This window comes from Paenibacillus sp. MZ03-122A (genome assembly GCF_024213325.1).
GTDB classification, from domain to species: domain Bacteria; phylum Bacillota; class Bacilli; order Paenibacillales; family Paenibacillaceae; genus Paenibacillus; species Paenibacillus polymyxa_B.
The window spans coordinates 36,812-61,492 of the sequence record NZ_JANAVI010000018.1; the positions used below are offsets into that span (position 1 = coordinate 36,812).

Below are 24,681 nucleotides of genomic sequence, written 5' to 3' on the forward strand. Positions count from 1 at the left end.
AAAGCCGCCGCCGTGTCTTCACAACACACTAAAATACGTAGATAGATCTGCAAGTTCAGAAGCCCCTTCGGTCACTCCGCTCTTGACGTTCGATATACAACTTTTCTTCCCCTTCACCCGGCGGCTCTTGCAATCCTTCTAGTCGTACAAGCACAACATCCGAACCAATTTTCACAATGTTGCGCCACGGGATGACCAACTCGCTTCCGCCTCCAAACCAGCCCATAAAACGACTGCTGCTTGGAACCACAATGGCTTCAATTTTCCCCTGCCGCACGTCAATCTCCAAATCACTGATTTGTCCGAGGCGTCGTCCATCTACAATGTTAATGACATCCTTGGTTTGAAACTCGGAAATTTTCATTGCTCTTACTGACGTTTCCGGTGCACTCACACGCATCACATCCTTTATTTCACTATATGAGTGGAAGAGCCCAAAAAATGTCCTGTAAACGCAAAAACGATCCGAATAGGATCGTTTTTATCGCTGATCATTCAAGCATTCATTTCATTAGGACTTTACATGTTTTTGCATTTGCTGTATAGCCGACTTCTCTAATCTTGAAACCTGGGCTTGAGAGATACCGATTTCGTCGGCAACCTCCATTTGCGTCTTTCCTTCATAAAAACGCATAGACAATATCATCTTTTCACGCTGGCCCAGGCGATGCATCGCTTCCCGCAGAGCGATTTCCTCAATCCATGAGACGTCTTTATTTCTGTCATCACTGATCTGATCCATCACATAGATTGGGTCGCCCCCGTCGTGATATATCGGCTCGAACAGCGAAACTGGATCCTGAATCGCATCCAACGCGAACACAACGTCTTCTTTAGGCACATTCAGTGCCTCTGAAATTTCAAAAATCGTTGGTTCTCGCGAGTTCAGATTCGTCAGACTGTCCCGCACCTGAAGCGCCTTATATGCAATATCCCGTAACGAACGAGACACACGGATCGGATTGTTATCCCGCAAATAACGGCGGATCTCTCCGATAATCATCGGCACCGCATAAGTGGAGAACTTTACGTTTTGCGAAAGGTCAAAATTATCAATCGCCTTCATTAGGCCGATACATCCTACCTGAAACAAATCGTCCACAAACTCTCCCCGATTGTTAAATCGTTGAATCACACTCAGGACGAGCCGGAGATTGCCGTTGACCAATTTTTCTCTGGCTGATCGTTCATTATTTTGCTGAAGTGATGTGAACAACTCGCGCATTTCTGCATTGGTTAATACCGGCAGTTTGGCGGTATCCACACCGCAAATTTCCACTTTGTTTCGGGTCATCGTGTCTTACCTCCCAAGGAGCAACATTAATGTACATTATCTCCTGAGGGCATTTTTTTATTCGCCGTTTCCATCGCTTCCGGATATACCCATGCATTATACCATTTTATTAAATTCTTTTCGTAAGCGCTTTATAATTCGCTTTTCCAGACGCGAAATATACGATTGCGAGATACCCAACAGGTCAGCAACATCCTTCTGTGTCTTCTCCTCTCCGTCTTGTAAGCCGAAGCGCAGCTCCATAATCAAACGCTCTCGATCCGTCAATTTATCCAGTGCCTTATGCAATAATTTACGGTCCACCTGCTCCTCAATATTACGGTAAATGGTATCATTTTCCGTGCCCATCACATCAGAAAGCAACAACTCATTACCATCCCAGTCAATATTCAGAGGCTCATCAAAAGAAACTTCCGTTCTCGTTTTACTATTGCGACGCAAATACATCAAAATCTCATTCTCAATGCATCGAGAAGCGTATGTGGCAAGTTTGATTTTCTTCTCCGGATCAAAAGTGTTAACCGCTTTGATTAGTCCAATAGCACCGATGGATACGAGATCCTCAATGTTGATGCCCGTATTCTCAAATTTACGGGCAATGTATACGACTAACCGCAAATTTCTTTCGATTAGCATCGACCGTACTGCCGCATCTCCAGAAGAAAGTTTTCCCAGCAAATATTCTTCTTCGTCTCTCGTCAGCGGTGGGGGGAGCGCCTCGCTGCCGCCAATATAATAAATTTCTTCACTTTTCAGCCCAAATAAAAATAAAATACGATAATATTGCAATTGCAATGCTAACCTAATTTTCATCTTCAATTTCAACTGTTCCCGCATATCATTCTCCCCCTTTTGAAAATAGTGCAATTCCAGCTGTGCTCCGCCCATTTCACCATTGGATATTTCTCGTCGCCTTCAAACATCGTTTTGTGTTTATGCTCCGTCATCCTGATTCTGTAAAATGCTCACCAATATGTGCATCTTCTTTCTGGTTTGTATCAGCACTGCCCTCTTCTTGTGCCGTCACATCCGGGTGGATGATGGCGCGATACTTACCCTCTGCCGACAATGTCCCCCCGTCCAAGCCAATCAACACTCGATGATGTACAAAATGAACCCCATTCATCACCACCTCTACCCGGTCTGGTTTAAGGGCGAGCATAAAGGAATGATTGCGGTTAATTCCACGATAGGGGACGAGGCGAACACGATCCTGCCAGCTAAACGATTCGTCCCCCAGTTCCATCACCAGTTGGTCAGCATTACCCTCAGAACATTTTCGGAGCCAGGAGGCGGGCAAATACGATTCCCACAAAGCCGCCTCCATGACCATCACCGGGGTTCGGGTCAAAGGATCATAGAGCTGATTACCTGTATCCAACAAGCCTGTACACTCAATATGATCCTGCCCAATCCATACCTGCACTTGTCCCAAAAACCCACTCATCCTTTCTGTGCGCTGCTTTGAGGACTGCACAATACGAAAGAAAAGCATCACTCCGCCAAATGCGCATAAAATAAACCAGAATGCGATTTTGAGTTCAAAGGACATTCCACCCGAAGCGGTGTACCAGATGCCGTTAAACAATTCCCCCGTATTTTGGAGAAAATAATGCATCCCCAAAATGCCACCTGCAGCTACAAAATTGATCATGTAAAAAGCACCCATTGTACGAAGATACTTTTGCATGCTGCCAAATCCAAAAGCCACCAGCAGCATTATGACCGATAATGCCAGTTTGATCAGGAATGTAAATAAAAAGGACAGTTCCGGCACAAACATCATGACCACATACATTGCGCCGATTCCAGCTGAAGTCAACAACCTCCACCACACTGGACGGATTTTTCTCATCCAGGCGGTGACCATCAGCAACACAGCATCAATGAACAAATTGGCCAAAAAAATCAAGTCGATATAAACAACCAAGGCTTCACCCGCCCAGCGTTTGCAGGATAGGATTAAGTATAGTAGTCATGCTGTTCAAAGTCTGTCTAACGGTGGGGACGGTGACCGACTAATTTTGTCGGAAAGAGGAGAAGCGCCTGAACTGCAAGACACGGAAAACAGAAAGAAGCCCGCATCTCCAGGGAGAATGCGGGCAATCCGAATTGAAACTAGTTATCGTTATTATTATTGCGCGAACGGTTACGTAAGAATGTAGGAATGTCTAATTGGTCACTGCTTTGAGTGTTACCAAATGGACGCAAGTTAGGAGAGCCTTTTTCCGCCGATTCGGAAGTAGCCGGGTTGGCTGCCGGTTTACGTCCCGGTGCCGGTTGACTTGGCTTGCCTTCAAAGCCAGTGGCAATGACGGTAACCTTGATCTCTTCTTTCAACTCTTCGTCAATGATAGCACCGAAAATCATGTTTACTTCCGGATCGGAAGCCGATGTTACAATTTCAGCTGCCTCATTAACCTCATACAAGGACAGGTTGTTGCCGCCAGTGATGTTCATAATCACACCACGAGCACCTTCAATGGATGTCTCCAACAACGGGCTCATGATAGCCTTGCGTGCTGCTTCAGCCGCACGATTTTCACCAGTTGCTTCGCCAATCCCCATCAAAGCGGAGCCACGCTCCGTCATGATCGTCTTAACGTCAGCAAAGTCGAGGTTGATTAGACCCGGTACAGCGATCAAATCTGAAATACCTTGAACCGCCTGACGCAGAACATTGTCTGCTTCACGGAATGCTTCCAACATTGGGGTTTTCTTGTCCACAATTTCAAGCAAACGGTCATTCGGGATTACAATCAAAGTGTCTACTTTTTCTTTTAATCCTTCAATACCAAGTTCAGCTTGATTGGAACGCTTACGCCCTTCAAACGTGAATGGTCGGGTTACGACGCCTACAGTCAGCGCGCCGCATTCCTTGGCAATTTCAGCAATGACAGGAGCCGCTCCGGTTCCAGTACCGCCACCCATTCCCGCCGTTACGAATACCATATCCGCACCTTTGAGCGTATTCATAATGAGCTCACGCGACTCTTCAGCCGCTTTTTTACCCACATCGGGGTTAGCGCCGGCACCCAGACCGCGGGTCAGCTTATCCCCAATTTGAAGCTTATGCTCAGACTTTGCTAAATGAAGTGCCTGGGCATCTGTATTGACTGTAATGAACTCCACACCCTGAACACCATTTTCGATCATTCGGTTAACCGCATTGCTGCCGCCGCCTCCGACGCCGATCACTTTAATTTGAGCCAAGCTCTCCATTTCAAAATCAAATTCCAACATACTATTCCATCTCCCCCTCAATGTGCATGGATGGCCCGTCCATGATTGGCATAATTAGCAATGAACGTTATATAAATTCACTGAACATATTTTTTAAGCGTTCAATCAACCCCTGCTTTTGCTCGCCTTCCGTGGCGGGACTACTGCTTTTGGTTCGGTTAGTCGGCTTCTTGGTACTTCCGCCACTGTTGCTAACGCTAGTCGATCTTCCGCGATAGTAACGAATAGCATTATGCAAGATTCCAACTCCGCTCGTGTAGCCCGGATCCCTTACACCGATAAAATCAGGTACGGCGATCCTTACGGAAGCGGCCAGTTCGCTTTGTGCCACCTGAAGTACACCAGGCATGGAGACGGTGCCTCCGGTAAGTATATAACCTCCCGGAAGCTCTGTGTAACCCAAGCGCTTAACTTCCGCCTGAATGAGTTGAAAAATTTCCTGCACTCTCGGCTCAATAATAGCAGCCAAATCCTGCTGGTTGAATTCCTTATCCACATTACTGCCGATACGCGTCACTTTAAAGACGACATCGGCTGCCGCATCATCATACCATGCGCAGCCGTATTTAAGCTTTACTTTTTCGGCTTGATCGGTAAGGGTTCTCAGTCCGTAGGCAATATCATTGGTTACAAATTCTCCACCAATCGGAAGTGTTGATGTGGCAACAATCGTTCCTTCCTGGAAAATGGCAACATTCGTAGATCCTGCACCAATATCCACCAGCACTGAACCCATCACCTTTTCATCCTTCGAAAGAGACAATTGTCCGGCTCCAAGAGGCAGCAAGACCAGATCTTTAATCCTCAAGCCGGCTTTCTCAACGCAGCGCAACAGATTATGTATCGGGGTCTTGCCTCCAGTAACAATCGTAGCCTCTACTTCGAGACGAACTCCAATCATACCGCGAGGGTCCTGAATGCCTTCAAGGCCATCCACGACATACTGCTTGGCTACCACGTCAATAATTTCTCTCTCCGGTGGTACGGCAATAACCTCAGCTGCCTTCAGTACACGCTCAATGTCCTCCTCACCGATTTCACGGTCCTCGTTGGACACGGCTACTACGCCATGACTATTTTGCAGGCCAATATGATTGCCTGAAATCCCCACATACACTTCTGTTATTTGAATACCAACCATGCGTTCTGCGTGATCCACGGCGTTACGGATTGATTGCACGGTTTGATCAATGTCTACAATTGCACCTTTGCGAATCCCTTCCGAGTCGGCAGATCCAACTCCAATAATATTAAAGGTTCCATTATTCATTTCCCCAATAATAGCCCGAACTTTGGATGTACCGATGTCCAAACTAACAATGATGTCATTGTTGCTCAAGTCTGTGGCACCTCCTGACTCCAAAATGAATTTCGTTCTTTAAACACACTCTGTACATATTCAACAAACTCCATGCTTTCCCTCTTTTTTCTACAAATTTTTTAGAAGCCAATTTATGGTTGCAGTCACATAAAAATTTGAAGAAAAAAGAAGGAGGCAAGTCTATTACCCATAAAATCAATTCTAGCATTTTTTCACATCACTGAGTAGTATCTTTTTCTTGGCCCTCTTCACTCGTATCCGGTTTGAACGGAACGTAGGAATCCGCCTCCAACATGGTGATCAAACCTGGATCTTCTGTTTCTAGCACCTGGTTCAAATAGCTGATTTTAGAATTCAGTAGAGAAACAGTTGTAATAACCTCAAACTGGGAACGTGTGTACATTTTGATGCGATCCGGAAAAGAAGGAATCGGTGCGGGAATGATTTCCGAAATATCGGCTGTCCATTCCCCCGGAATGCGCGATAAAGCATCACACAGCTTCGCTTTGTACGGATCATCAGATTTCCATTTAGTCAAAATAGGCTTCTCAACAGCTATTCCGCTACTTCCCACGCTCACGCTTGTCCCATTCGCTAGAATAGCACGAAGGCTCCCATCACTCTGCAACTCGTAAGCGACCGTAGCAAACTCTTTAATGTGAATAGCAATAATACCCGGAAACTGCTTGTCCACTGTGACTTGCTGTATCGATTGAATTTCCCGCAGCTTCTCAGAGATGTCGGATGAACTGACTCCGAAATACTGGTCTCCAACAGCCAGACCGCTTCGATTAAGAAGCTGATCTCGGGTCGAAAATACATTACCATCAAAACGAATTTCAGAAACCCGACTCAACGAAGAACGGAAAAAGAGAACAGCGAGCAGTACGATAAACAACAAAATGAGAAGAATAGCAATCTTCCGGCTTGTTCTTTTTTTCGTTCTGTTCTTTTTAAGAACAGGTATTTGAGCATTTGGCATAGCTTCTCTCCACAAAAGCCTTTTGTCCCCCCGTTAACGGAGGGACATTACAGGCATTAATTTACGAAATCCAGGTGCTCCGGCACCGGAGACTGACGGCTCATTCGGGCACCCAGTCCCTGGAAAAGACGTTCGATCCGGTCATACCCTCTGTCAATATGATGAACCTGCTCGACAATAGTACGTCCTTGAGCCGCTAGACCCGCTATGACCAGCGCTGCCCCTGCCCGCAGATCGGTAGCCTCTACCGTAGCCCCGTACAGACGAGAAACTCCTCTTATAAAAGCAGCATTTGCATCAACCGTAATATCAGCACCCATTACATTTAGTTCATCCACATGTTTGAATCGGCTTTCGAAGACGGTCTCTTTCATGACACTAAATCCGTCCGCCAAAGAAAGCAGAACCATGACCTGAGATTGCAAATCTGTCGGAAAAGACGGGTAAGGGGAGGTAACGATCCTCTCCACTGCTTTGGGACGACTCATACAACTTACGGTCATTATATCATTCAAGATGCCGATTTGAACACCAGCCCGCCTGAGGACGTGAATCAGAGCAGACAAGTGGGATGGATTGCAGTGGGTCAGCGACACACTTCCTCGTGTAGCTGCAGCTGCAATCATAACCGTTCCAGCTACTATGCGGTCAGGAATGACCTCATACGTACACGGATTGAGGCGGCTGCCCCCCGTGATTGTAATCGTGTCGGTTCCAGCACCAATAATACGGGCTCCCATGGCATTCAAGAAGTTTTGCAGATCCTGAATCTCCGGTTCCCTCGCTGCATTGGTGATCGTTGTTCGTCCTTCAGCCAACGCAGCGGCCATCATAATATTTTCCGTTGCACCTACACTCGGGAAATCCATGTGGATGTCCGAGCCGATTAGCTTGTGGGCTCGAAACGTAATTTGCTCGTCTTTTTCCTCTATCTCTGCGCCAAGAGCTTTTAAGCCCTCTAGGTGAAGATCAATTTTGCGCTCGCCTATGGCGCAGCCTCCGGGCTGGTAAATGGAAACTTCTCCATATCTGGCGAGCAGCGGTCCCATCAGAAAGATAGATGAGCGCATTTGCTTCATCAAATCTTCCGGAATTTGGAACGTTCGGACGGACGACGTATCCACGTATACCGTTTCCTCTTCATGTCGGCATGTACAGCCGAGTCTTTCAAGGATGTGCAGCATGACCTTAATGTCTAAAAGATGGGGCACATTCCGAATTTCTACCTTACCTTGTGCAAGTAAGCTCGCTGCAAGAATAGGTAGTGCCGCATTTTTTGCCCCATGGATACGTATGGTGCCTGACAGGGGACGGCCTCCCTCAATCACCAATTTGTCCAATGTATCACCTCCGAGTTTACCGCTCACCCACTACGAAAACCTCCGGAACTAGCTTGATGCCGGTTTGAGATGATATTGTACTTTGAATATGCTTCATTAGGGTAAGCACGTCCTCTGCTGTCGCTTGACCGGTATTTACAATGAAATTGGCATGCTGTACAGATACCTCAGCGCCTCCCGCCTTCAAGCCCTTGAGACCTGCGCTCTCAATAAGACGAGCAGCATAGTCACCTGGAGGATTACGGAACACGCTTCCTGCACAAGCTAACTGTAGCGGCTGGGTCAGCCGACGGCGGTCTTTAAAAGCCGCAAGCGCTGATGAAATTTCCTCCCGATCGCCCCGCTTCATCCGAAACACTGCCTCTGTCACCATTCCACGTTGCTCATGCAACACGGAGTGACGATAGCTGAAATGCATATTGTCAGCATCGTACACAGCCAATTCCCCTGTATCCAGCACAATCTCAGCGGACTGGAATATTTGTGACACATCAGACCCATGGGCACCGGCGTTCATGTAGACAGCCCCACCAACTGATCCTGGGATACCACCAGCAAATTCAAGACCGGACAGGCCCTGCTTGCTGGCCATAACGCACAGTTTGACCAGTGAAACGCCTCCTCCAGCAACGATCTGTTCATTCTCAAAATGAACATAATCAAATCCTGGCCCCAGCTTGATCACAAGTCCCCGTATCCCTTTGTCAGAGACGAGCATGTTGGAGCCCCGCCCCAACTGCATCCAGGGAATTCCGTGCTCGCTAGCCAGCTTCAAAACTCTTGCCAGCTGCTCTTTGGTATCCGGGATGACAAGTGCATCCGCAGGGCCTCCAATCTTCCATGTCGTATATTTGGACAGCGGCTCATGCTCCAGCACTTTTCCGATATCATGCTCCGCTAATAATGGCATCCATTGCTGCATTGTACTGAAACCTCCTTGTTGCTTGCCCCGCATGGTTGTAAGGCTCTCACCTGACAACCGGCAGCCTGAGTGATGGTCACAATCTATAGGGTATCCTATGTAAATACCATCCGGTGTGTGACAACCGCCCAATTCTGCGCTGCAGACTACCTTTTATGGGCAAGACGTTCCATTTCTTTTACTAAAATATCTGCTGAGTCAGGCTTGCCGAGCGCAGACGCCGACTCTGCCATGCGACTTCGCCGTGCCTCATCCTTCATAATTCCCGCTATAGATTGAAACAGGGCCGGGCCACTCAGTTCCTTTTCTACAATCATGACGGATGCGCCTGCCTTTTCAAGTGTACGAGCATTAGCCTCCTGATGGTTATTCGTCACATTAGGTGATGGGATCAGAATGGACGGAATGCCCAAAGATGTGATCTCTGCCAAGAAGGACGCACCTGCGCGATTAACAATTAATGAGGTACAAGCCAGCACCTCTGGCATATTGTGAATATAGGGAAGCACATGTAGATGATTGGGCAATGAGCCGATCTGATTCCGTATGCTATCCAGCGTTTGCTCATAATAAGATTCACCGGTTACATATACAAAATGGACGTCTTTCAGTTGCGAAAGTTGCGGAGCCATTGCAATCATGGCGTCATTAATGGCCTTCGCTCCCCTGCTGCCACCGACCACAAGGACGACCGAACTGTTCATCGGAACCCCAATTGTAGCAAATCCCCGATCCCGGTTAGCCAAACGAACTGTTGTAGCACGCGGGTTCCCAGTGTACAGTACATTTTTAGCTTTGGGGAAAGCTCCTTCTGAGCCTTCAAAGCTAACAGCCACTGTATCCACATAGCGACTCAGAAATGTATTAGTCAACCCTGGAATTGCATTTTGCTCATGAATAATGCTGGGAATTCCCAACTTGGAAGCTGCATAAACGACGGGTCCGCATACATATCCCCCCGTGCCAATAACGACATCTGGCTTAAATTTCTTTAATAATGCTTTGGATCTGCGAACCCCTTTGAAAAAGCGCATGATCGTCTTTATATTTTCCACAGACAAGCTGCGACGAAATCCTGTGATATCAATAGCCTCAAATGGAATTTTTTCCTGAGGAACCAACTTGCTTTCGAGTCCTCGTTGACCGCCAATATATAAAAATTCAGCGTCCGGATCAATCTCTTCGCACTGTCTGGCTACGGCCAGCGCCGGATAAATATGCCCTCCGGTGCCGCCGCCGCTCAACACGACGCGCATAAACGTTCACCTCGCATAACGTGATAAATTTAGTAAAATGCCCAGAGCTGTTAGCATTAAGGTCAGAGAAGAACCTCCATAGCTGATTAAGGGCAGTGTTATTCCTGTCACCGGCATTAAACCGATAACGACACCAATATTAATGACGACCTGTACGGCGACCATTGCGACAATACCCACCGCAAGCAAACTGCCATAGGTATCGGGAATGGTTATAGCGACACGCATTCCTCTCCATACGAGAACCAAAAAGAGCCCCAGCACCGTCATTCCACCGATAAAGCCAAGCTCCTCCGCCAAAATGGAAAAAATAAAATCAGTTTGCGGCTCAGGAACGTAGCTATATTTTTGTCGACTCATGCCGAGTCCCAAGCCCGCCAGCCCGCCAGGACCAATCGCATATAGCGATTGAATAATTTGATAGCCTGCGCCAAGCGGATCGGACCAAGGGTCCAGAAAAGCGGTGATGCGCTGGAGTCGATAAGGCGCAGCTGCAATCAGTGCAGCAAACCCTGCTGCTCCCGACAGAGCCAGCAGACCGAGATGCTTCATACGCGCGCCTGCCGTAAATACGATGAGCATGGACGCTCCCATCATTACCGTGCCTGTGCCCAAATCGGGCTGGAGCATAATAAGCCCAAAAGCCAGTCCCATGAGTCCAAGCGGGGGCAACAGGCCGCGCGTAAAAGAGCTAATATCATAGTCAGGACGACTGAGCCAACGAGCGAGAAAAAGAATCATACCTAGCTTCATAAACTCGGAAGGCTGAATGCCGAAAGAGCTAATACCGAGCCAGCTTCGTGCCCCGCCTCTTACTACACCAATGCCGGGAATTAATACGGCAACCAGTAGCGCTAGACAGATCAACAACACGACCTTGGCATATTTCTGCCAGATCCGGTAGTCCGTTCTGGCAGTAAAGTACATCGCTACAAGGCCGAGCCCTGCAAACAGCAATTGCCGCTTTACAAAATAGTAGGAGTCCCCGTACTCGTGAAAAGCGAGGACGGCGCCCGCACTGTATACCATAACCATGCCGATGGCTAATAAGCTTACAATACAAACGAAAAGCCATAGATCCGGCGCTGGACGAGATTGCTTCATCAGGAGGCCACCCCTTGCATAAAAGTAGGGGCTTATCCAACCCCCCTACTTACAATTTATGCGCCGCCTCTTTAAAAATACGTCCACGCTCTTCATAGGATCGGAACATATCCCAGCTTGCACAGGCGGGTGAGAGTAATACTACATCTCCCGTCTCAGCAAATTCAGCAGCCTTGTTCACAGCCTCCACGAGCGTAGCGGCGGCATCCTCCCCATTATCGACGACCTTGACATGCTCTATTCCAGCCTGCTGGGCCCGCTCAGCCAACTTATGCCGTGTCTCACCCAAGAGCACAACGGCTTTCACACCTTCCTGCAAGGAAGGTACGAGCTCTGTATAATCAGAGCCTCGATCCAATCCTCCGGCAATGAGTACAATGGGTTGCTTAAAGGAAGATAAGGCCATCATTGTTGCTTTCGAATTGGTTGCTTTGGAATTATTGTAATAAGCTACACCAGCGTGTTCTAAAACATATTCAAGCCGATGTTCGACGCCGCGAAAAGTACTTAATGGTTCCGCCAAATTCGCTGATTCTGCGCCTGCAGCAATGGCGATTGCGCAAGCAGCAAGAGCATTTTCTACGTTAAAACGACCGGGAAGTCCAATCTCAGCTACGCCTATAATGGGATGCAGCACACCATTTCCATCGCGGTATACGATGCTACGTTCAATATCGTCCGTCACATCCAGTATGTATGGCGGGTCAGCGAACAACCCTTCCTGCAAACGTTCTGTCATAGAGAACGGAAGCAGCTTCGCTTTTATATAGGGTACGAGCTCCCGGCAGACGGGGTCATCCCAGTTCACCACCGCAGTATCCGCTGCCGTTTGATTGGCAAATAGACGCGCCTTGGATGCAACGTAGTCCTCCATGCCTCCGTGGTAGTCCAAATGGGTCTCAGCTACATTGAGCAGGCAGGCCACAGTGGGCTTGAAATCTTTTGTTCCTTTTAACTGAAAGCTGCTCAGCTCCACAACCATCCACTCGTCCGACTTGGCATCCACAGCCGCCTCACATACGGGCGTACCGATATTACCAGCCACGATTGGATTCATGCCGGATGCTTCCAACAGCTTGCCTACCCAAGTGGTCGTGGTCGTCTTTCCGTTGGAGCCAGTAATTCCGATGATCGGAGCTTTACATAGATGGTAGGCGACCTCAACCTCGGTCACGACCTCAATGCCGAGCTCGACAGCTTTCTGTACGGGAGGGGCGGTATAAGGAATCCCTGGATTTTTGACAACCAGCTTCACTCCAGGATGAATTAGCCCTTCTGGGTGACCCCCACATAAAACGGAAATTCCCAAAGCCTCTAATTCAGAAGCTTCGGGACATTGTTCCCTATCCTTTTTATCATTGACTGTCAGCTTGGCTCCGGCCTGGTGCAGCACCTTGGCAACTTGCACGCCGCTTTTAGCCAGACCGATAATGACGACTTCCTGATCTCTGTATGCGTCTGGATGGTTCATTTGTCTACAACCCCTTGTTGAGATAAAGTCCGAGTCCTGCCAACAGCAGTCCTACAGCCCAGAATGTAATAACTACGCGCCATTCGGACCAGCCGGACAGCTCGAAGTGATGATGAATTGGGCTCATTTTGAAAATACGCTTGCCACGTGTTTTAAAGGAAGCTACTTGCAAGACTACGGACAGCATTTCAATTACGAATACACCACCGATAATGAGGAACAAAATTTCGCTTTTCGTAACGATGGCAATGGCACCTATGGCGCCGCCGATTCCCAGCGAGCCTGTATCACCCATAAACACCTTGGCTGGATGAGCATTATATACGAGAAATCCGAGTACAGCGCCAATCATAGCTGCTGAGCATACTGCTGCCGGAAGCGAGGTTGCCTGAATCGCGACAATGGCATAAGCAGCAAAGGCAATGGCACTTGTACCGGACAGCAGCCCGTCCAGCCCATCCGTGAAATTGACAGCATTGCTAATCGCCAGCATCATAATAATGATGAACGGATAATAAAACCAGCCGCCCCAATCAAATGACCATGACGTTCCAGGGATGCCGATCGCAGTACTATGATCATTGCTAAGCAGAAGCCAGCACATAATTGCGCCGAACAATAATTGCCCAAACAGCTTTTGACGCGCCGTCAGACCTAACGAGCGTTTGAATACAATTTTGATATAGTCGTCCAAAAAGCCGATCAGCCCAAAACCGAGCGTAGCAACCAACAGAACGTAAAAGTCCGTATTTTTGATAGCTGAAAACTTAAGAAAGGTCAGCGTAAAAGCCACCAGAATCACGATACCGCCCATTGTAGGCGTACCTATCTTTTTAAGATGGCTTTGTGGCCCGTCATCCCGGACCTGCTGGCCGAATTTCATTCGCCGCAGCAGCGGAATGAGCAGTGGAGCGGCAATGACCGCCAGTATAAACGATACGACGATCGTCAGCAGTAATAATTGAATATCCATGGGAGTCTCCCTCTCGTCAACATCAGTTCTGTAGCGGACCGTTTTTCAGCGCATCCACAATTTCTTCTAGTCGCATCCCTCTGGATGCCTTAACCAGCACAATATCATTGGCGTGGAGATGAACCTGCAAATGCTGGATCAGCTCTTGCTTATCTGTATAAGCGTGCACGTTAGCAGTTGGCATCAACCCTTGCGCACCCTGCGCAATCGAAGTGCCTAACGCACCGTAGGTATACAGTACCTCTACGTCGTGCTTTGCCGCGAAAATTCCAATCTCCTCATGGAATTGCTTTTCCTCAGGTCCCAGCTCCAGCATGTCACCAAGCACGGCGACTTTACGTCCGTCCGTTTTATACGCAGACAACGTCTGAATGGCAGCCTTCATTGAAGCCGGGCTGGCATTATAAGCGTCGTTTAGCACGGTAAGTCCATTAGGACAGTTCACGACCTCAATGCGCATGCCCGTCAGTTTTAAAGACGATAACCCTTTACGTATATGGTCTGCATCGACATTGAAATGACGCGCTACCGCCAGTGCTGCCAAACCATTTACAACATTGTGCTGTCCAAGCAAGGGAAGCCGGAAAGCCTCTTTGCCAGATTGGGCTGTTATGAATAAGCTACCTTCTCCATCCGAAGTGATTTCAGTCGGATAGTCATCATTGCCTGTAGCTAGCCCGAACGTAAACAATTTCAAACCTTCAGGCTTGACCGTTTCAGACTCCGCCAACACTTGTGAAAGCAGTGGTTCATCCCCATTGTAGATCAGCAAACCACCAGGCTTAAGGCCACTTGTAATCTCCAACTTTGCACGAGCGATTTCCGTTCGAGAACCAAGCTGCAGCAAGTGCGATTCGCCTATGTTCGTTATGATAGCTACATCTGGTTGAGCGATATTAGCCAGCAGACGAATCTCTCCGCGCCCACTCATACCCATCTCCAGAATGAGAATATCTGTATCCTGCGGCATGGAAAGTACCGTTAAAGGCAAACCGATATGATTGTTATAATTCCCTTCGGTTTTGTGTACTTTAAAAGTCGTACCCAGCAGAGCGTTTACGATGTCTTTCGTTGTCGTCTTGCCGTTGCTTCCCGTGATCCCAACGACAGAAACGCCAATTTCGCGTAAGTATGCAGCTGCTAGATGCTGAAGGGCTTCTAACGTATCCTCTACCTCAATAGCGTTCTCAGCCGGAGGTGCTCCATGATCCTTTTGCCATAAAAATGCAGCTGCACCTGCCTCGCTTACGATCTGCTGCACATAATTATGTCCATCAAACCGTTCGCCCACGAGTGGAACAAACAACCCTTGGCTCTGCGGCCTGCGAGAATCTGTAAAAACGCCTTCGACCATCTGTTCGGCGTCCGCTTCTCCATGAAGTGTTCCTCCACACATAGATGCAATCTGACCGATTGTTCTTTTCATCACTTGGATAAACCCCTTATCGCTTCTTTGGCTACGATGCGGTCATCGAATTCATGCACCGTTTTTCCGATCAACTGGTAAGTCTCATGACCTTTTCCCGCAATCAATACTACATCGTCAGGGCTTGCCATTTCAACAGCTTTATGAATTGCAGTTCTGCGATCCACGATCAATTCGTATCGTTCTGCGGGTACACCTTCGTCAATCAACCCTTGTTCGATGTCTTTCAAAATCACTTTCGGGTCCTCTGTTCGCGGATTATCGGAAGTAATAAACGAATGATCGCTGTAACGCGCAGCAATTTTCCCCATCAACGGACGTTTTGTACGATCCCGGTCACCGCCGCATCCAAATACACACCATACTTTACCGACCGCAAATTCCTTTACGGTGCGAAGAACATTTTCTAATCCGTCCGGTGTATGGGCATAATCTACAATAACAGCAAAGGGCTGACCCGCATCTACAGGCTCTACCCGCCCATCTACGCCTGCGATAGACTCTAGACTGCGCTTGATATCCACTAGCGAGATTCCTTCCAGCAAAGCAGCGGTAATGGCCGCCAGTGCGTTGTACACATTGAACTTGCCCACCATTCGAAGCTCAATATCGGTATCTCCTTTAAAAGTAGACACATGGAAGGAGGTTCCCTTGGAACCTATAGTGATACGAGATGCCTGCACATCAGACTCCTTTTCTACGCCGTATGTAATCACTTGGGCCGCAGTTTGAGCCTGCAAATAGGAAGAAGCCGGATCGTCTGCATTCAGAACAGCATATTTGCTATCTGATGCATCCCGCGAGAAAGCATTTCCCAACCTAGAGAACAAAAGTCCTTTTGCAGCACGGTACTCCTCCATTGTGTTGTGGTAGTCCAGGTGGTCCTGCGTCAGGTTTGTAAATATAGCGGTGCGAAAATCAGTTCCTTTGACGCGGCCCTGCTCCAACGCATGTGAGGATACTTCCATGACACAGCATTGAACCCCCTGCTCTGCCATATTTCCGAGATAACGTTGCAGTTCCACCGCTTCGGGCGTAGTGCCAGACATTGGGTAAGACTGACCTCCGTAACGCATTTGAATCGTACCAATCAGTCCGGTGTTCACCCCGGCATCCTTCATGATCTTTTCAATCAGATAAGTTATCGTTGTTTTACCGTTGGTTCCGGTTATGCCGATCATGCGCATACGTCGGCTCGGTGAATCAAACATATAATCCGCCAAAACCGCCATGGCATGTCGTGCATCCTTAACTACAAGTTGCGGAACAGGTACATCCAGTTCCCGTTCAACGACCAATGCTGCCGCCCCGGACGCAATTGCCTGCTCAGCATAGTCATGTCCGTCCACTGTAAAACCTGGCAAACATAGAAATAAATCTCCCTGTTGCACTCGACGTGAATCCGCCCCGATTCCTCGGCAATCCACTGTACCGTCACCCACCACACGGGAGACGGCCAGCAGTGAAGCCAATTGTTGAAGCTGCATCTTTCATTCCTCCATTGCTCTCTCGTTATTCATAGTATGGTATAAAATGAACCTATCAATCCCCCATGTAAATACGGATCGTTGATCCCCGCTCCAATCTGGAGCCCGGCTTCGGCGCCTGACTCACGACCGTCTTGCCTGACCCAGATTTCACGAGCATAAAGTTCATATTCATATCTTCGTACAAATCAGCTGCAGTAGCACCTACCAGATCAGGTACCGTTTCGATCGGATTTTCTCCATACTTGTACTCTTTGGCAATTTGATTGGTGCGAGGCGGTATTTTCAAGGCAATCAGCGCGTCCTTTAAAATATTTTGCACGATTGGCGCAGCAACCACCCCGCCGAATTGAATGCCTTTCGGGTTATCGACAGCGGTATAAACGACGATTTGCGGATCATCCGCCGGTGCAAAACCAATAAAGGATACAATATGCTCCGAGGAAGAATAACGCCCGTTAATCACCTTTTGTGCTGTCCCCGTTTTACCTCCCACCCGGTAGCCTTCAATGAAAGCAGGACGACCTGTACCTTTAGCAACGACGCTTTCCAGCGCTTCCCTTACCTGTAGGGAGGTTTCCTCTGAAATAACCCTACGTACCAGTTCTGGCTCTACTTTTTCCAGCACTTTTCCGGTTCCCGGCTGAACCCAACCTTTTGTAATGTGAGGCTTATAAAGATTACCGCCATTGATTGCCGCTGATACAGCCGTAACCTGCTGGATCGGAGTAACAGACACCCCTTGACCAAAAGCGGTTGTCGCCAGCTCTACAGGACCGACCTGAGGTAGTTTGAACAAAATACCGTTGCCCTCACCAATCATGTCGATCCCCGTTTTGCTGCCGAAGCCAAAATTGCGAATGTATTTGAACAGTGTTTCTTTACCTAATCGCTGCCCCAATGTTACAAAACCAGGGTTGCAAGAATTCTCCACCACTTGAAGGAAAGTTTGGCTTCCATGTCCGCCTTTCTTCCAGCAACGCAGGCGTGCTCCACCGACTTCAATATATCCCGGATCAAAAAAACGGTCATTTTTGAGATTAACCTTCTTTTCTTCCAAGGCAGCAGCCAATGTAATAATTTTGAAAGTAGACCCAGGTTCATATGTCATCCAGATAGGCAGATTTCGATTATAGATTTCAGGCGCATATTGCTTGTATTGCGCTGGCTCATAGCTTGGTCGTCCAGCCATGCCTAATATTTCACCCGTCTTAGGGTTCATAGCTATAGACAATGCGGACTTCGCCTGAAATTTGACCATGGCTTGGTCAAGCTCCCGTTCCATAATGGACTGCACAGACTTATCAATGGTTAATTGTAAATTCAGTCCATCCTTCGGTTCAATGTATTTTTCAGAAGAACCAGGCATTAGACGACCACCTGCATCCGATAAATACGCAATGCTTCCGTCGATTCCCCGAAGCTTACTGTTTTGCTGCTTCTCTACGCCTGTCAGCCCTTGATTATCAATTCCTGTAAACCCAAGAATATGAGCCGCTAGATCACCATAAGGATAATAACGTTTGTTGTCTTCAGCAACAACGATACCCGGCAGCTTCAAATCACGAATTTGCTGCGCTTTCTCCATCGTAATTTTTCGTCCGCCGGGCTGAAGTTTTTGGCTTGCTGTTCGTTTGGTAATCAGCTTGAGCACTTTATCCTCACTCATATCCAGCAAGGGTGCCAGCCTGCGTGCCGTTTCTTCCGGCTTCTTAATTTGTACTGGTATCGCCATGACTGTCGGCGAACTGACATTATAGGTCAGCGCCGTACCCTGCCGATCCAAAATTTCGCCACGCTTGGCGGCAAATGGAATATTGCGGCGCCACGAATCCTCAGCCTTGGCCGAGAGCTCGCCTCCTTTACCCAATTGAACATAGGCGAGCCGGATCGACAAGGCCGCAAACAGTACAAATAATCCCATTAGCCCCCATACCAGCCTCCGCCGCATGGTCACGTTAGATTTTTTCAAACGCGCTCCCTCCGTTCCTCAAATACTCATGACATGTCTTACCTCATGAATATTCAAAAGAACGGACATTAGAACAAGCTATCAGTTATCCTCGCCTTTAATCGCAGCAGCATTTTCCTCATCTGCAACAGCAGATATTCCTCCCTTAGGAGCTCCCGAGTCTGTTCCAGCATCAGCAGTAGTACTGGAATCAGTTTTAGTATCGACCTCCGGTTTCACTCCGGTCACCGTTTCTTTGGCCGGCTGAAGCGTCACGCTGACAATCCGCTTTCCATTTACCATTTGCGCCTTTTGAGAGACAACATAACCTTCGCCGCTTACCTGCACACCAACCTTCATAAGGGTCAGAACTTGAAGTGTGTCACGCAACGAAACACCTGTAAAATCAGGAATAGTCATGTTGGCACTATCCTCAGTCAGCAAGTAAATGCGTTGTCCGGGTTTCATTTTGACGCCTGCTTCAGGATACTGGCGAACAATTTTGGAGCCTTTGCCTACCGTTTCATAGGCAATTCCCTGTTTGAGCAATGCATTTTGCGCATCCTTCTTCACCTGACCAGTTAATGTTGGTATCGTTGGCAAATTCACTGTTTTTACAACAGCGGCACCTGATTTATTCGTTTTGGTTCCCGTTTTGGGAACTCCCATATATAGCAGCGATTGGGATACGATTTTTTTAAATACAGGCGCTGCTGCTGTACCGCCGCCTACTGATTTGTTGGGTTCGTCCATAACAACCAAAACAGCTATTTTCGGATCATTTACCGGTGCAAAACCTATAAAGGACACGACATCCTTCGAATGGTCATATACTTTTCCGACGACCTTCGTCGCTGTACCTGTTTTACCAGCTACACGATATCCGTCAATATAAGCAAGGCGTCCCGTACCAATTTCTTGGTCAGATACGACCTGCTCTAGATAGCTGCTTGTCTGGACTGCCGATTCCCGAGTAATCACTTGGCGGACTTCCTTCGGTTGAATCGTCTGAACTTCGCCTGTATCTGGGTTGATGATTTCCTTCACCAGATGAGGCTGCATCAGCTTCCCCCCGTTAGCAATTGCCGAGATGGCAGCTACCTGCTGGATTGGCGTCACCTGAACACGTCCGTGTCCATATGAAGCGGTTGCGACCTCGGATTTGTACTGGGTATGGAACGTAATAGCTCCGGTAGACTCACTTGGAAGATCAATGCCCGTTTTCACGCCGAATCCAAAGTTATTAATATATTTCTTCAGTCTCTCGCCACCCAACTTATCCAAACCCAGATGGACGAAACCAACGTTACTTGAGCGCTTGACTCCCTGCAGATAGGTTAACGTTCCCCAGTTGCGGCTTACATCACGAATATCCCAGCCTCCGACCCGAATCATACCAGATTGGTAAGATTCATTTGGATTGAACACCTTTTCTTGAACCGCAGCTGCCAAGGTTACAATCTTAAACGTGGAGCCAGGCTCGTAGATAGATTGAGTAGCATTATTACGGAAATATTCCAAGGGTGTACTCCCATATGTATTGGGATTAAAATTCGGATAAGTTGCCATACCAAGAACATCCATCGTCTGGGGATCAGCAGCTACTACAGTCATCGTTTTCGGGTTGTATTTTGCAATAGCTTCCTGCATGGCATCCTCTATATAATACTGAATCGTATCGTCAATCGTCAGCTTTAAATTTTTACCATTTTGTGCCGGCTCATAGACACTTTCCGATCCTTGAAGAGGAACTCCCTTCCGATCCCGCTGATACAGAAGCTTTCCAGCCGTCCCCGAGAGCTCTTTATTATAATAAGCTTCCAACCCCATACCTGCTGTGCCATCTTTTCTTTGATAGCCAAGAACATGGGAAGCCAGCTTATTTTCCGGATAATAGCGTTTGGATTCTTGAACGGTGTCCACAGCTCCAATTACTTCATACTTATCCTTCAAATACTCTTTGAACGTATCCACTTGCGCCTTGATCTCAGGGTCTACCTTCCAGCCCCCATTACGAATCTCGCGATTTTTTAAGTAGTTCCCCTTTTTATCCTTTGCAGAAAGATGTCCTCTAAGCTCATCCTCAGGCGTTTTGAGTAACTGGTGCAGCTTAACTACAACCTCATTCTCCAAATCATACTCCTGAATGATGCTAGGATTGACAACTACCGTATAAGCCGGTGCATCCGTAGCCAATACGTTTCCTTTACGGTCCGTAATGGTTCCACGCTTGGGCTGAATCACCTGATCTCTTTCTACTTGATTAACTACCAGGTTATGCCAGTACTCCCCGCTCACAACTTGAATCCAAAATACCTTAAGTAGCAGAACAAGAAAAAAGAGGGTAATACATCCCCCTATTAGCAGTGTGCGAAGCTTTATTCTTTTGACCATAGCTCAAACCTCTCTGCAAAAAAATGTACATCAGAGCATAGCTTGATGCTATGCCCTTAACTATTTGGCAGCCTGCTTTTCCACACGAATGGGCTCTCTTGTTGGTTCGATATATCCTTGTTGCTTTGCAGTCGGCACGATCTGATTTTCCAGACGCTCCTTTTGCATCTTCAGTTGGGCGATATTGGTCTGTAATTTGGTAATGTCCTTGCTTGCCGTATTAATCGAATAATTGATTTGATAAATGTGAGCGTACCTGCTAATCAACATACCAGCAATGACAATGCACGCTACAAGTGTCAATAGATACAGCAGCTTTTCTCGAATCGGCAGCTCTCTGCGGCGTGTAACGACTTTGGTGGTCTCACGATACCGTTGTTGCTGAACCTGTTCCTGACGGGCTTTTTCTTTTACAGCCAAATTACCGCGTGTATAAGCCATGTCGCCTCTCCTTCTCCATTAAATTTACAATTTTTCGGCAACTCTCAGCTTCGCTGACCGGGACCGTGGATTAAGCTCTAATTCCTGCTCCGACGCCACAATCGGCTTACGGTTCACCAGCTTCAGATCGCCTTCCATTTTGTCCTCCAAAATAGGCAAATCAGATGGATAGATGCTTTTCGCCAAATACCCCTTGAAAATATGCTTGCATATCCGATCCTCCAGAGAATGGAATGTAATGACCGAAATTCTGCCTCCTGGAGCCAGACATCTTACTGCCTGATGCAAAGTATCTTCCAGTGCACCCAACTCATCATTCACAGCAATCCGCAAAGCCTGGAAACTGCGTTTAGCCGGATGTCCCCCGGTTCTGCGTGCCGCAGCCGGAATTCCTTCTTTGATAATATCGACAAGTTCCCCTGTTGTGTGAATAGGCTTGTTCAATCGACGTTCAATCATGATCTTTGCGATCCGCCGTGAAAACTTCTCTTCTCCGTAATGAAACAAAATACGCGCAATCTCTGCTTCGGACCATTCATTGACAATTTCGTAAGCCGTAAGCGAGCTACTCTGATCCATCCGCATATCAAGCGGCGCATCATGATTGTAGCTAAATCCCCGTTCCCCCTCATCGAACTGGGGCGAGGACACACCCAGATCGAACAAAATCCCCTGGACCTGCGGGACGCCGTCTTTCTCGGGCAATCCCAATTCGGTCAGCTTGTCCTGCAAGTGGCGAAAGTTGGATTTCACTAATGAAATCTTGCCTTCATAGGCTGACAGCTTCTCTCGCGCATTGTTCAATGCCCAGTCGTCCTGATCAAAGGCAATGAGCCTTCCCTCAGGGCCAAGCTGTGATGCAATGACGGAACTGTGTCCTGCCCCTCCCAACGTGCAGTCCACATAAATCCCGTCCTGCCTGATGTTTAGTGCCTGTGTTGCTTCTTCTTTGAGTACGGTAATGTGGTGAAACAAACGGCTGACCTCCTAAATTACAATTCAAAGTTGAAATCAACCAATTTCTCAGCAATGTCGTTAAATGCTTCTTCTGATTGGTTGAAATATTGCTCCCAAGTGTGCTTGCTCCAAATCTCTACACGGGTGGACACTCCCAATACGACGCACTCTTTAGTGAGCTTGGCGTATTCGCACAAATTCCCCGGTAAATTTACCCTGCCCTGTTTGTCCAATTCGCATTCAGTCGCCCCCGAGAAAAAAAAACGGGTAAACGCCCGCGCATCGGCCTTCATCAGAGGCAGTGCTTTAAGTTTTTTCTCCATGACAGCCCACTCATCCATGGGATACACGAAGAGGCATTGGTCCAACCCGCGGGTAACCACGAACGAGGCACCGAGAAGTTCACGAAACTTGGCCGGTACAGTAAGCCGGCCCTTCTCATCAATGCTATGTTGGAACTCCCCCATAAACATTGGTTTCGTCACCCCTTACCCTATTCTCCCACTTTGGCCCACTTTCCACCACCTAAGCATAATAGATTCGCTTTAAAAAATCAAAGACCTCTTTTTCATTACCAAAAAGTGATAGAAGCTGGATCCATACCATTATGTCTGTTATTGTAGCCCCGCGTCACAAGATGCAAAAAAGCCCTTATCCCATGAAGCCGTCCCCCGACAATATGCATCAGGCTTCGAAATAACACGGAATAAAGGGCTTACTCTCTGTCCATTATGTCAACCTAAACAAATACTTGCATTAAAAACGCAACACTTTGCAGCGAAAATCGTGATGGAAAAATCCGATTACGCGTTCCAGCTGTCCAAATAGATCTTTTGGTCTTCAGTTAACGTGTCAATTTGGATTCCCAGACTATCAAGCTTGAATCGAGCTACCTGCTCATCAATTTCATAAGGTACATTAATAACGGCTTTGCCTAGTTCATTGTAACGATCATTCACATATTTCAAGCCAAGCGCCTGAAGCGCAAATGTCGTATCCATAATTTCCGCAGGATGTCCATCAGCAGCAGCCAGATTCACGAGGCGTCCTTCTGCCAGCAAATACATTTTACGTCCATCTTTAAAGCGATATTCCTCGATATTGCGACGCACCGTACGAATGGATTCGGAACGTTTAGCAAGCTCAGGCTTACTAACCTCCACATCAAAATGCCCTGCGTTACACAGCACAGCTCCATCCTTCATCACATCAAAGTGTTCTCCTGTAATTACAGCCTTGTTTCCAGTTACTGTAATAAAGAAGTCGCCCAGTTTAGCAGCCTCTACCATCGGCAAGACATGGAAACCATCCATATGGGCTTCTACTGCCTTGATCGGATCAACTTCGGTTACAACAACGTTGGCTCCCAACCCTTTCGCACGCATTGCAACTCCTTTGCCACACCAGCCATAACCTACCACAACCACTGTACTTCCTGCTACAACCAGATTAGTCGTACGAATAATACCGTCGAAAGCTGACTGTCCTGTACCATAGCGGTTATCAAACAAATATTTGCAGTAAGCATCATTAACAGCCACCATCGGAAAGTGAAGTTGCCCTTCTTTTTCCAAAGCCTTCAAACGAATAATGCCAGTAGTTGTCTCCTCTGCTCCCCCACGGATCGTTGAAATCAGATCAGGCCGTTCGGATTGCAACAGAGTAACCAAGTCACCACCATCATCTATAATGAGATCCGGCTTTGTTTCCAGTGCCTTGATTTGCAAATTCTTGAATTCTTCTGGGTCTGGATTGTATTTAGCTAATACTGTAACGCCATCTTCAACTAATGCGGCGCAAACATCATCTTGTGTAGACAATGGATTACTCCCCGTAATAGTTACCTGAGCTCCACCTGCTTGTACCACTTTAGCCAGGTAAGCCGTTTTGGCCTCCAAATGTAGACAGATGGTTACCTTCAGACCAGCAAAAGGCTGCTCTTGCTCAAATTGTTGACGTATACGGTTCAATACCGGCATATGGGCTTCTACCCAATCAATTTTCAAATGACCTTCAGGGGCCAATTTAAGATCGTGAACTATGCTATTTTGTAGAGAATGGGAAGTCATACTTTGTTTCCTCCTTCATATTGGTTAAATTTGCTTCATGATAAATCCTA

At 47.6% G+C, this 24,681-nt stretch carries 21 protein-coding genes; all 21 read right to left on the reverse strand.

Translation table 11 applies throughout. The annotated features are described in order from the left end of the window. Positions 1-55 precede the first annotated feature (55 nt). The 21 genes from NLX74_RS23315 to NLX74_RS23415 all read right to left on the reverse strand — a co-directional run bounded on the left by NLX74_RS23315 (position 56) and on the right by NLX74_RS23415 (position 24,631). The gene (locus NLX74_RS23315; RefSeq protein WP_254330533.1) at positions 56-400 is read right to left on the reverse strand and encodes a YlmC/YmxH family sporulation protein; all 345 of its coding nucleotides are present in this window, start codon (positions 398-400) and stop codon (positions 56-58) included. Between the two features lie 111 nt (positions 401-511). Further along, the gene (gene sigG, locus NLX74_RS23320; protein WP_007431182.1) at positions 512-1,294 is read right to left on the reverse strand and encodes an RNA polymerase sporulation sigma factor SigG; all 783 of its coding nucleotides are present in this window, start codon (positions 1,292-1,294) and stop codon (positions 512-514) included. Between the two features lie 96 nt (positions 1,295-1,390). Then, positions 1,391-2,131 (reverse strand): RNA polymerase sporulation sigma factor SigE, encoded by a 741-nt coding sequence (gene sigE, locus NLX74_RS23325; protein WP_235309388.1) that lies wholly within the window; start codon positions 2,129-2,131, stop codon positions 1,391-1,393. A gap of 106 nt (positions 2,132-2,237) precedes the next feature. Further along, a complete protein-coding gene (spoIIGA, locus tag NLX74_RS23330) occupies positions 2,238-3,224 on the reverse strand; it encodes a sigma-E processing peptidase SpoIIGA (RefSeq protein WP_254330535.1) in 987 nt (328 codons plus the stop codon). 188 nt (positions 3,225-3,412) lie between these two features. Beyond that, a complete protein-coding gene (gene ftsZ / locus NLX74_RS23335; RefSeq protein WP_013311084.1) occupies positions 3,413-4,537 on the reverse strand; it encodes a cell division protein FtsZ in 1,125 nt (374 codons plus the stop codon). A gap of 67 nt (positions 4,538-4,604) precedes the next feature. Then, positions 4,605-5,876 (reverse strand): cell division protein FtsA, encoded by a 1,272-nt coding sequence (gene ftsA / locus NLX74_RS23340; RefSeq protein WP_250268825.1) that lies wholly within the window; start codon positions 5,874-5,876, stop codon positions 4,605-4,607. 199 nt (positions 5,877-6,075) lie between these two features. Then, entirely contained in the window at positions 6,076-6,840 is a 765-nt protein-coding gene (locus tag NLX74_RS23345) for a cell division protein FtsQ/DivIB (RefSeq protein WP_061828510.1), read from the reverse strand. A gap of 56 nt (positions 6,841-6,896) precedes the next feature. Beyond that, positions 6,897-8,207: a UDP-N-acetylglucosamine 1-carboxyvinyltransferase gene (murA, locus tag NLX74_RS23350; RefSeq protein WP_254330536.1), complete on the reverse strand. Its 1,311-nt coding sequence runs from the start codon at positions 8,205-8,207 to the stop codon at positions 6,897-6,899. After that, positions 8,197-9,102: a UDP-N-acetylmuramate dehydrogenase gene (gene murB, locus NLX74_RS23355; RefSeq protein ID WP_069289985.1), complete on the reverse strand. Its 906-nt coding sequence runs from the start codon at positions 9,100-9,102 to the stop codon at positions 8,197-8,199. Before murB ends, murA begins: the two co-directional genes overlap by 11 nt. Before the next feature lie 146 nt (positions 9,103-9,248). Next, on the reverse strand, positions 9,249-10,358 hold the full coding sequence (gene murG / locus NLX74_RS23360) for an undecaprenyldiphospho-muramoylpentapeptide beta-N-acetylglucosaminyltransferase (RefSeq protein WP_061828512.1): 1,110 nt from the start codon (positions 10,356-10,358) through the stop codon (positions 9,249-9,251). Between the two features lie 6 nt (positions 10,359-10,364). Then, positions 10,365-11,462 carry a stage V sporulation protein E gene (spoVE, locus tag NLX74_RS23365; RefSeq protein ID WP_061828513.1) on the reverse strand — a complete coding sequence of 366 codons (1,098 nt, stop codon included), beginning with the start codon at positions 11,460-11,462 and terminating at the stop codon, positions 10,365-10,367. Positions 11,463-11,511: 49 nt separating this feature from the next. Then, the gene (gene murD, locus NLX74_RS23370; protein ID WP_235309382.1) at positions 11,512-12,933 is read right to left on the reverse strand and encodes a UDP-N-acetylmuramoyl-L-alanine--D-glutamate ligase; all 1,422 of its coding nucleotides are present in this window, start codon (positions 12,931-12,933) and stop codon (positions 11,512-11,514) included. Between the two features lie 4 nt (positions 12,934-12,937). Beyond that, on the reverse strand, positions 12,938-13,906 hold the full coding sequence (gene mraY, locus NLX74_RS23375) for a phospho-N-acetylmuramoyl-pentapeptide-transferase (RefSeq protein ID WP_013311092.1): 969 nt from the start codon (positions 13,904-13,906) through the stop codon (positions 12,938-12,940). 22 nt (positions 13,907-13,928) lie between these two features. Continuing rightward, positions 13,929-15,332: a UDP-N-acetylmuramoyl-tripeptide--D-alanyl-D-alanine ligase gene (locus NLX74_RS23380; protein WP_235309863.1), complete on the reverse strand. Its 1,404-nt coding sequence runs from the start codon at positions 15,330-15,332 to the stop codon at positions 13,929-13,931. Beyond that, the gene (locus NLX74_RS23385) at positions 15,332-16,819 is read right to left on the reverse strand and encodes a UDP-N-acetylmuramoyl-L-alanyl-D-glutamate--2,6-diaminopimelate ligase (protein WP_069289989.1); all 1,488 of its coding nucleotides are present in this window, start codon (positions 16,817-16,819) and stop codon (positions 15,332-15,334) included. The genes NLX74_RS23380 and NLX74_RS23385 overlap by 1 nt, the downstream gene beginning before the upstream one ends. Before the next feature lie 55 nt (positions 16,820-16,874). Continuing rightward, positions 16,875-18,791 (reverse strand): stage V sporulation protein D, encoded by a 1,917-nt coding sequence (locus NLX74_RS23390; RefSeq protein ID WP_235309381.1) that lies wholly within the window; start codon positions 18,789-18,791, stop codon positions 16,875-16,877. 81 nt (positions 18,792-18,872) lie between these two features. Then, complete coding sequence (locus NLX74_RS23395) at positions 18,873-21,164, reverse strand: penicillin-binding transpeptidase domain-containing protein (RefSeq protein WP_254330547.1); 2,292 nt, start codon at positions 21,162-21,164, stop codon at positions 18,873-18,875. A 60-nt stretch (positions 21,165-21,224) separates the two neighbouring features. Further along, positions 21,225-21,605: a hypothetical protein gene (locus tag NLX74_RS23400; protein ID WP_235309380.1), complete on the reverse strand. Its 381-nt coding sequence runs from the start codon at positions 21,603-21,605 to the stop codon at positions 21,225-21,227. Positions 21,606-21,629: 24 nt separating this feature from the next. Next, positions 21,630-22,580, reverse strand: a complete 951-nt coding sequence (gene rsmH / locus NLX74_RS23405) for a 16S rRNA (cytosine(1402)-N(4))-methyltransferase RsmH (protein ID WP_254330549.1) — start codon at positions 22,578-22,580, stop codon at positions 21,630-21,632. A 17-nt stretch (positions 22,581-22,597) separates the two neighbouring features. Beyond that, positions 22,598-23,035 (reverse strand): division/cell wall cluster transcriptional repressor MraZ, encoded by a 438-nt coding sequence (gene mraZ, locus NLX74_RS23410; protein ID WP_013311099.1) that lies wholly within the window; start codon positions 23,033-23,035, stop codon positions 22,598-22,600. A gap of 330 nt (positions 23,036-23,365) precedes the next feature. Beyond that, positions 23,366-24,631 (reverse strand): adenosylhomocysteinase, encoded by a 1,266-nt coding sequence (locus NLX74_RS23415; protein WP_013311100.1) that lies wholly within the window; start codon positions 24,629-24,631, stop codon positions 23,366-23,368. Positions 24,632-24,681 lie beyond the last annotated feature (50 nt).

What these genes read in the sequence shown, in the direction of transcription:
- NLX74_RS23315 (WP_254330533.1), bottom strand. Translation starts at nt 400, where the DNA reads ATGCGTGTGAGTGCACCGGAAACGTCAGTAAGAGCAATGAAAATTTCC.
- sigG (WP_007431182.1), bottom strand. Translation starts at nt 1,294, where the DNA reads ATGACCCGAAACAAAGTGGAAATTTGCGGTGTGGATACCGCCAAACTG.
- sigE (WP_235309388.1), bottom strand. Translation starts at nt 2,131, where the DNA reads ATGCGGGAACAGTTGAAATTGAAGATGAAAATTAGGTTAGCATTGCAA.
- ftsZ (WP_013311084.1), bottom strand. Translation starts at nt 4,537, where the DNA reads ATGTTGGAATTTGATTTTGAAATGGAGAGCTTGGCTCAAATTAAAGTG.
- NLX74_RS23345 (WP_061828510.1), bottom strand. Translation starts at nt 6,840, where the DNA reads ATGCCAAATGCTCAAATACCTGTTCTTAAAAAGAACAGAACGAAAAAA.
- murB (WP_069289985.1), bottom strand. Translation starts at nt 9,102, where the DNA reads ATGCAGCAATGGATGCCATTATTAGCGGAGCATGATATCGGAAAAGTG.
- murG (WP_061828512.1), bottom strand. Translation starts at nt 10,358, where the DNA reads ATGCGCGTCGTGTTGAGCGGCGGCGGCACCGGAGGGCATATTTATCCG.
- spoVE (WP_061828513.1), bottom strand. Translation starts at nt 11,462, where the DNA reads ATGAAGCAATCTCGTCCAGCGCCGGATCTATGGCTTTTCGTTTGTATT.
- murD (WP_235309382.1), bottom strand. Translation starts at nt 12,933, where the DNA reads ATGAACCATCCAGACGCATACAGAGATCAGGAAGTCGTCATTATCGGT.
- mraY (WP_013311092.1), bottom strand. Translation starts at nt 13,906, where the DNA reads ATGGATATTCAATTATTACTGCTGACGATCGTCGTATCGTTTATACTG.
- NLX74_RS23380 (WP_235309863.1), bottom strand. Translation starts at nt 15,332, where the DNA reads ATGAAAAGAACAATCGGTCAGATTGCATCTATGTGTGGAGGAACACTT.
- NLX74_RS23385 (WP_069289989.1), bottom strand. Translation starts at nt 16,819, where the DNA reads ATGCAGCTTCAACAATTGGCTTCACTGCTGGCCGTCTCCCGTGTGGTG.
- NLX74_RS23395 (WP_254330547.1), bottom strand. Translation starts at nt 21,164, where the DNA reads ATGGTCAAAAGAATAAAGCTTCGCACACTGCTAATAGGGGGATGTATT.
- NLX74_RS23400 (WP_235309380.1), bottom strand. Translation starts at nt 21,605, where the DNA reads ATGGCTTATACACGCGGTAATTTGGCTGTAAAAGAAAAAGCCCGTCAG.
- mraZ (WP_013311099.1), bottom strand. Translation starts at nt 23,035, where the DNA reads ATGTTTATGGGGGAGTTCCAACATAGCATTGATGAGAAGGGCCGGCTT.
- NLX74_RS23415 (WP_013311100.1), bottom strand. Translation starts at nt 24,631, where the DNA reads ATGACTTCCCATTCTCTACAAAATAGCATAGTTCACGATCTTAAATTG.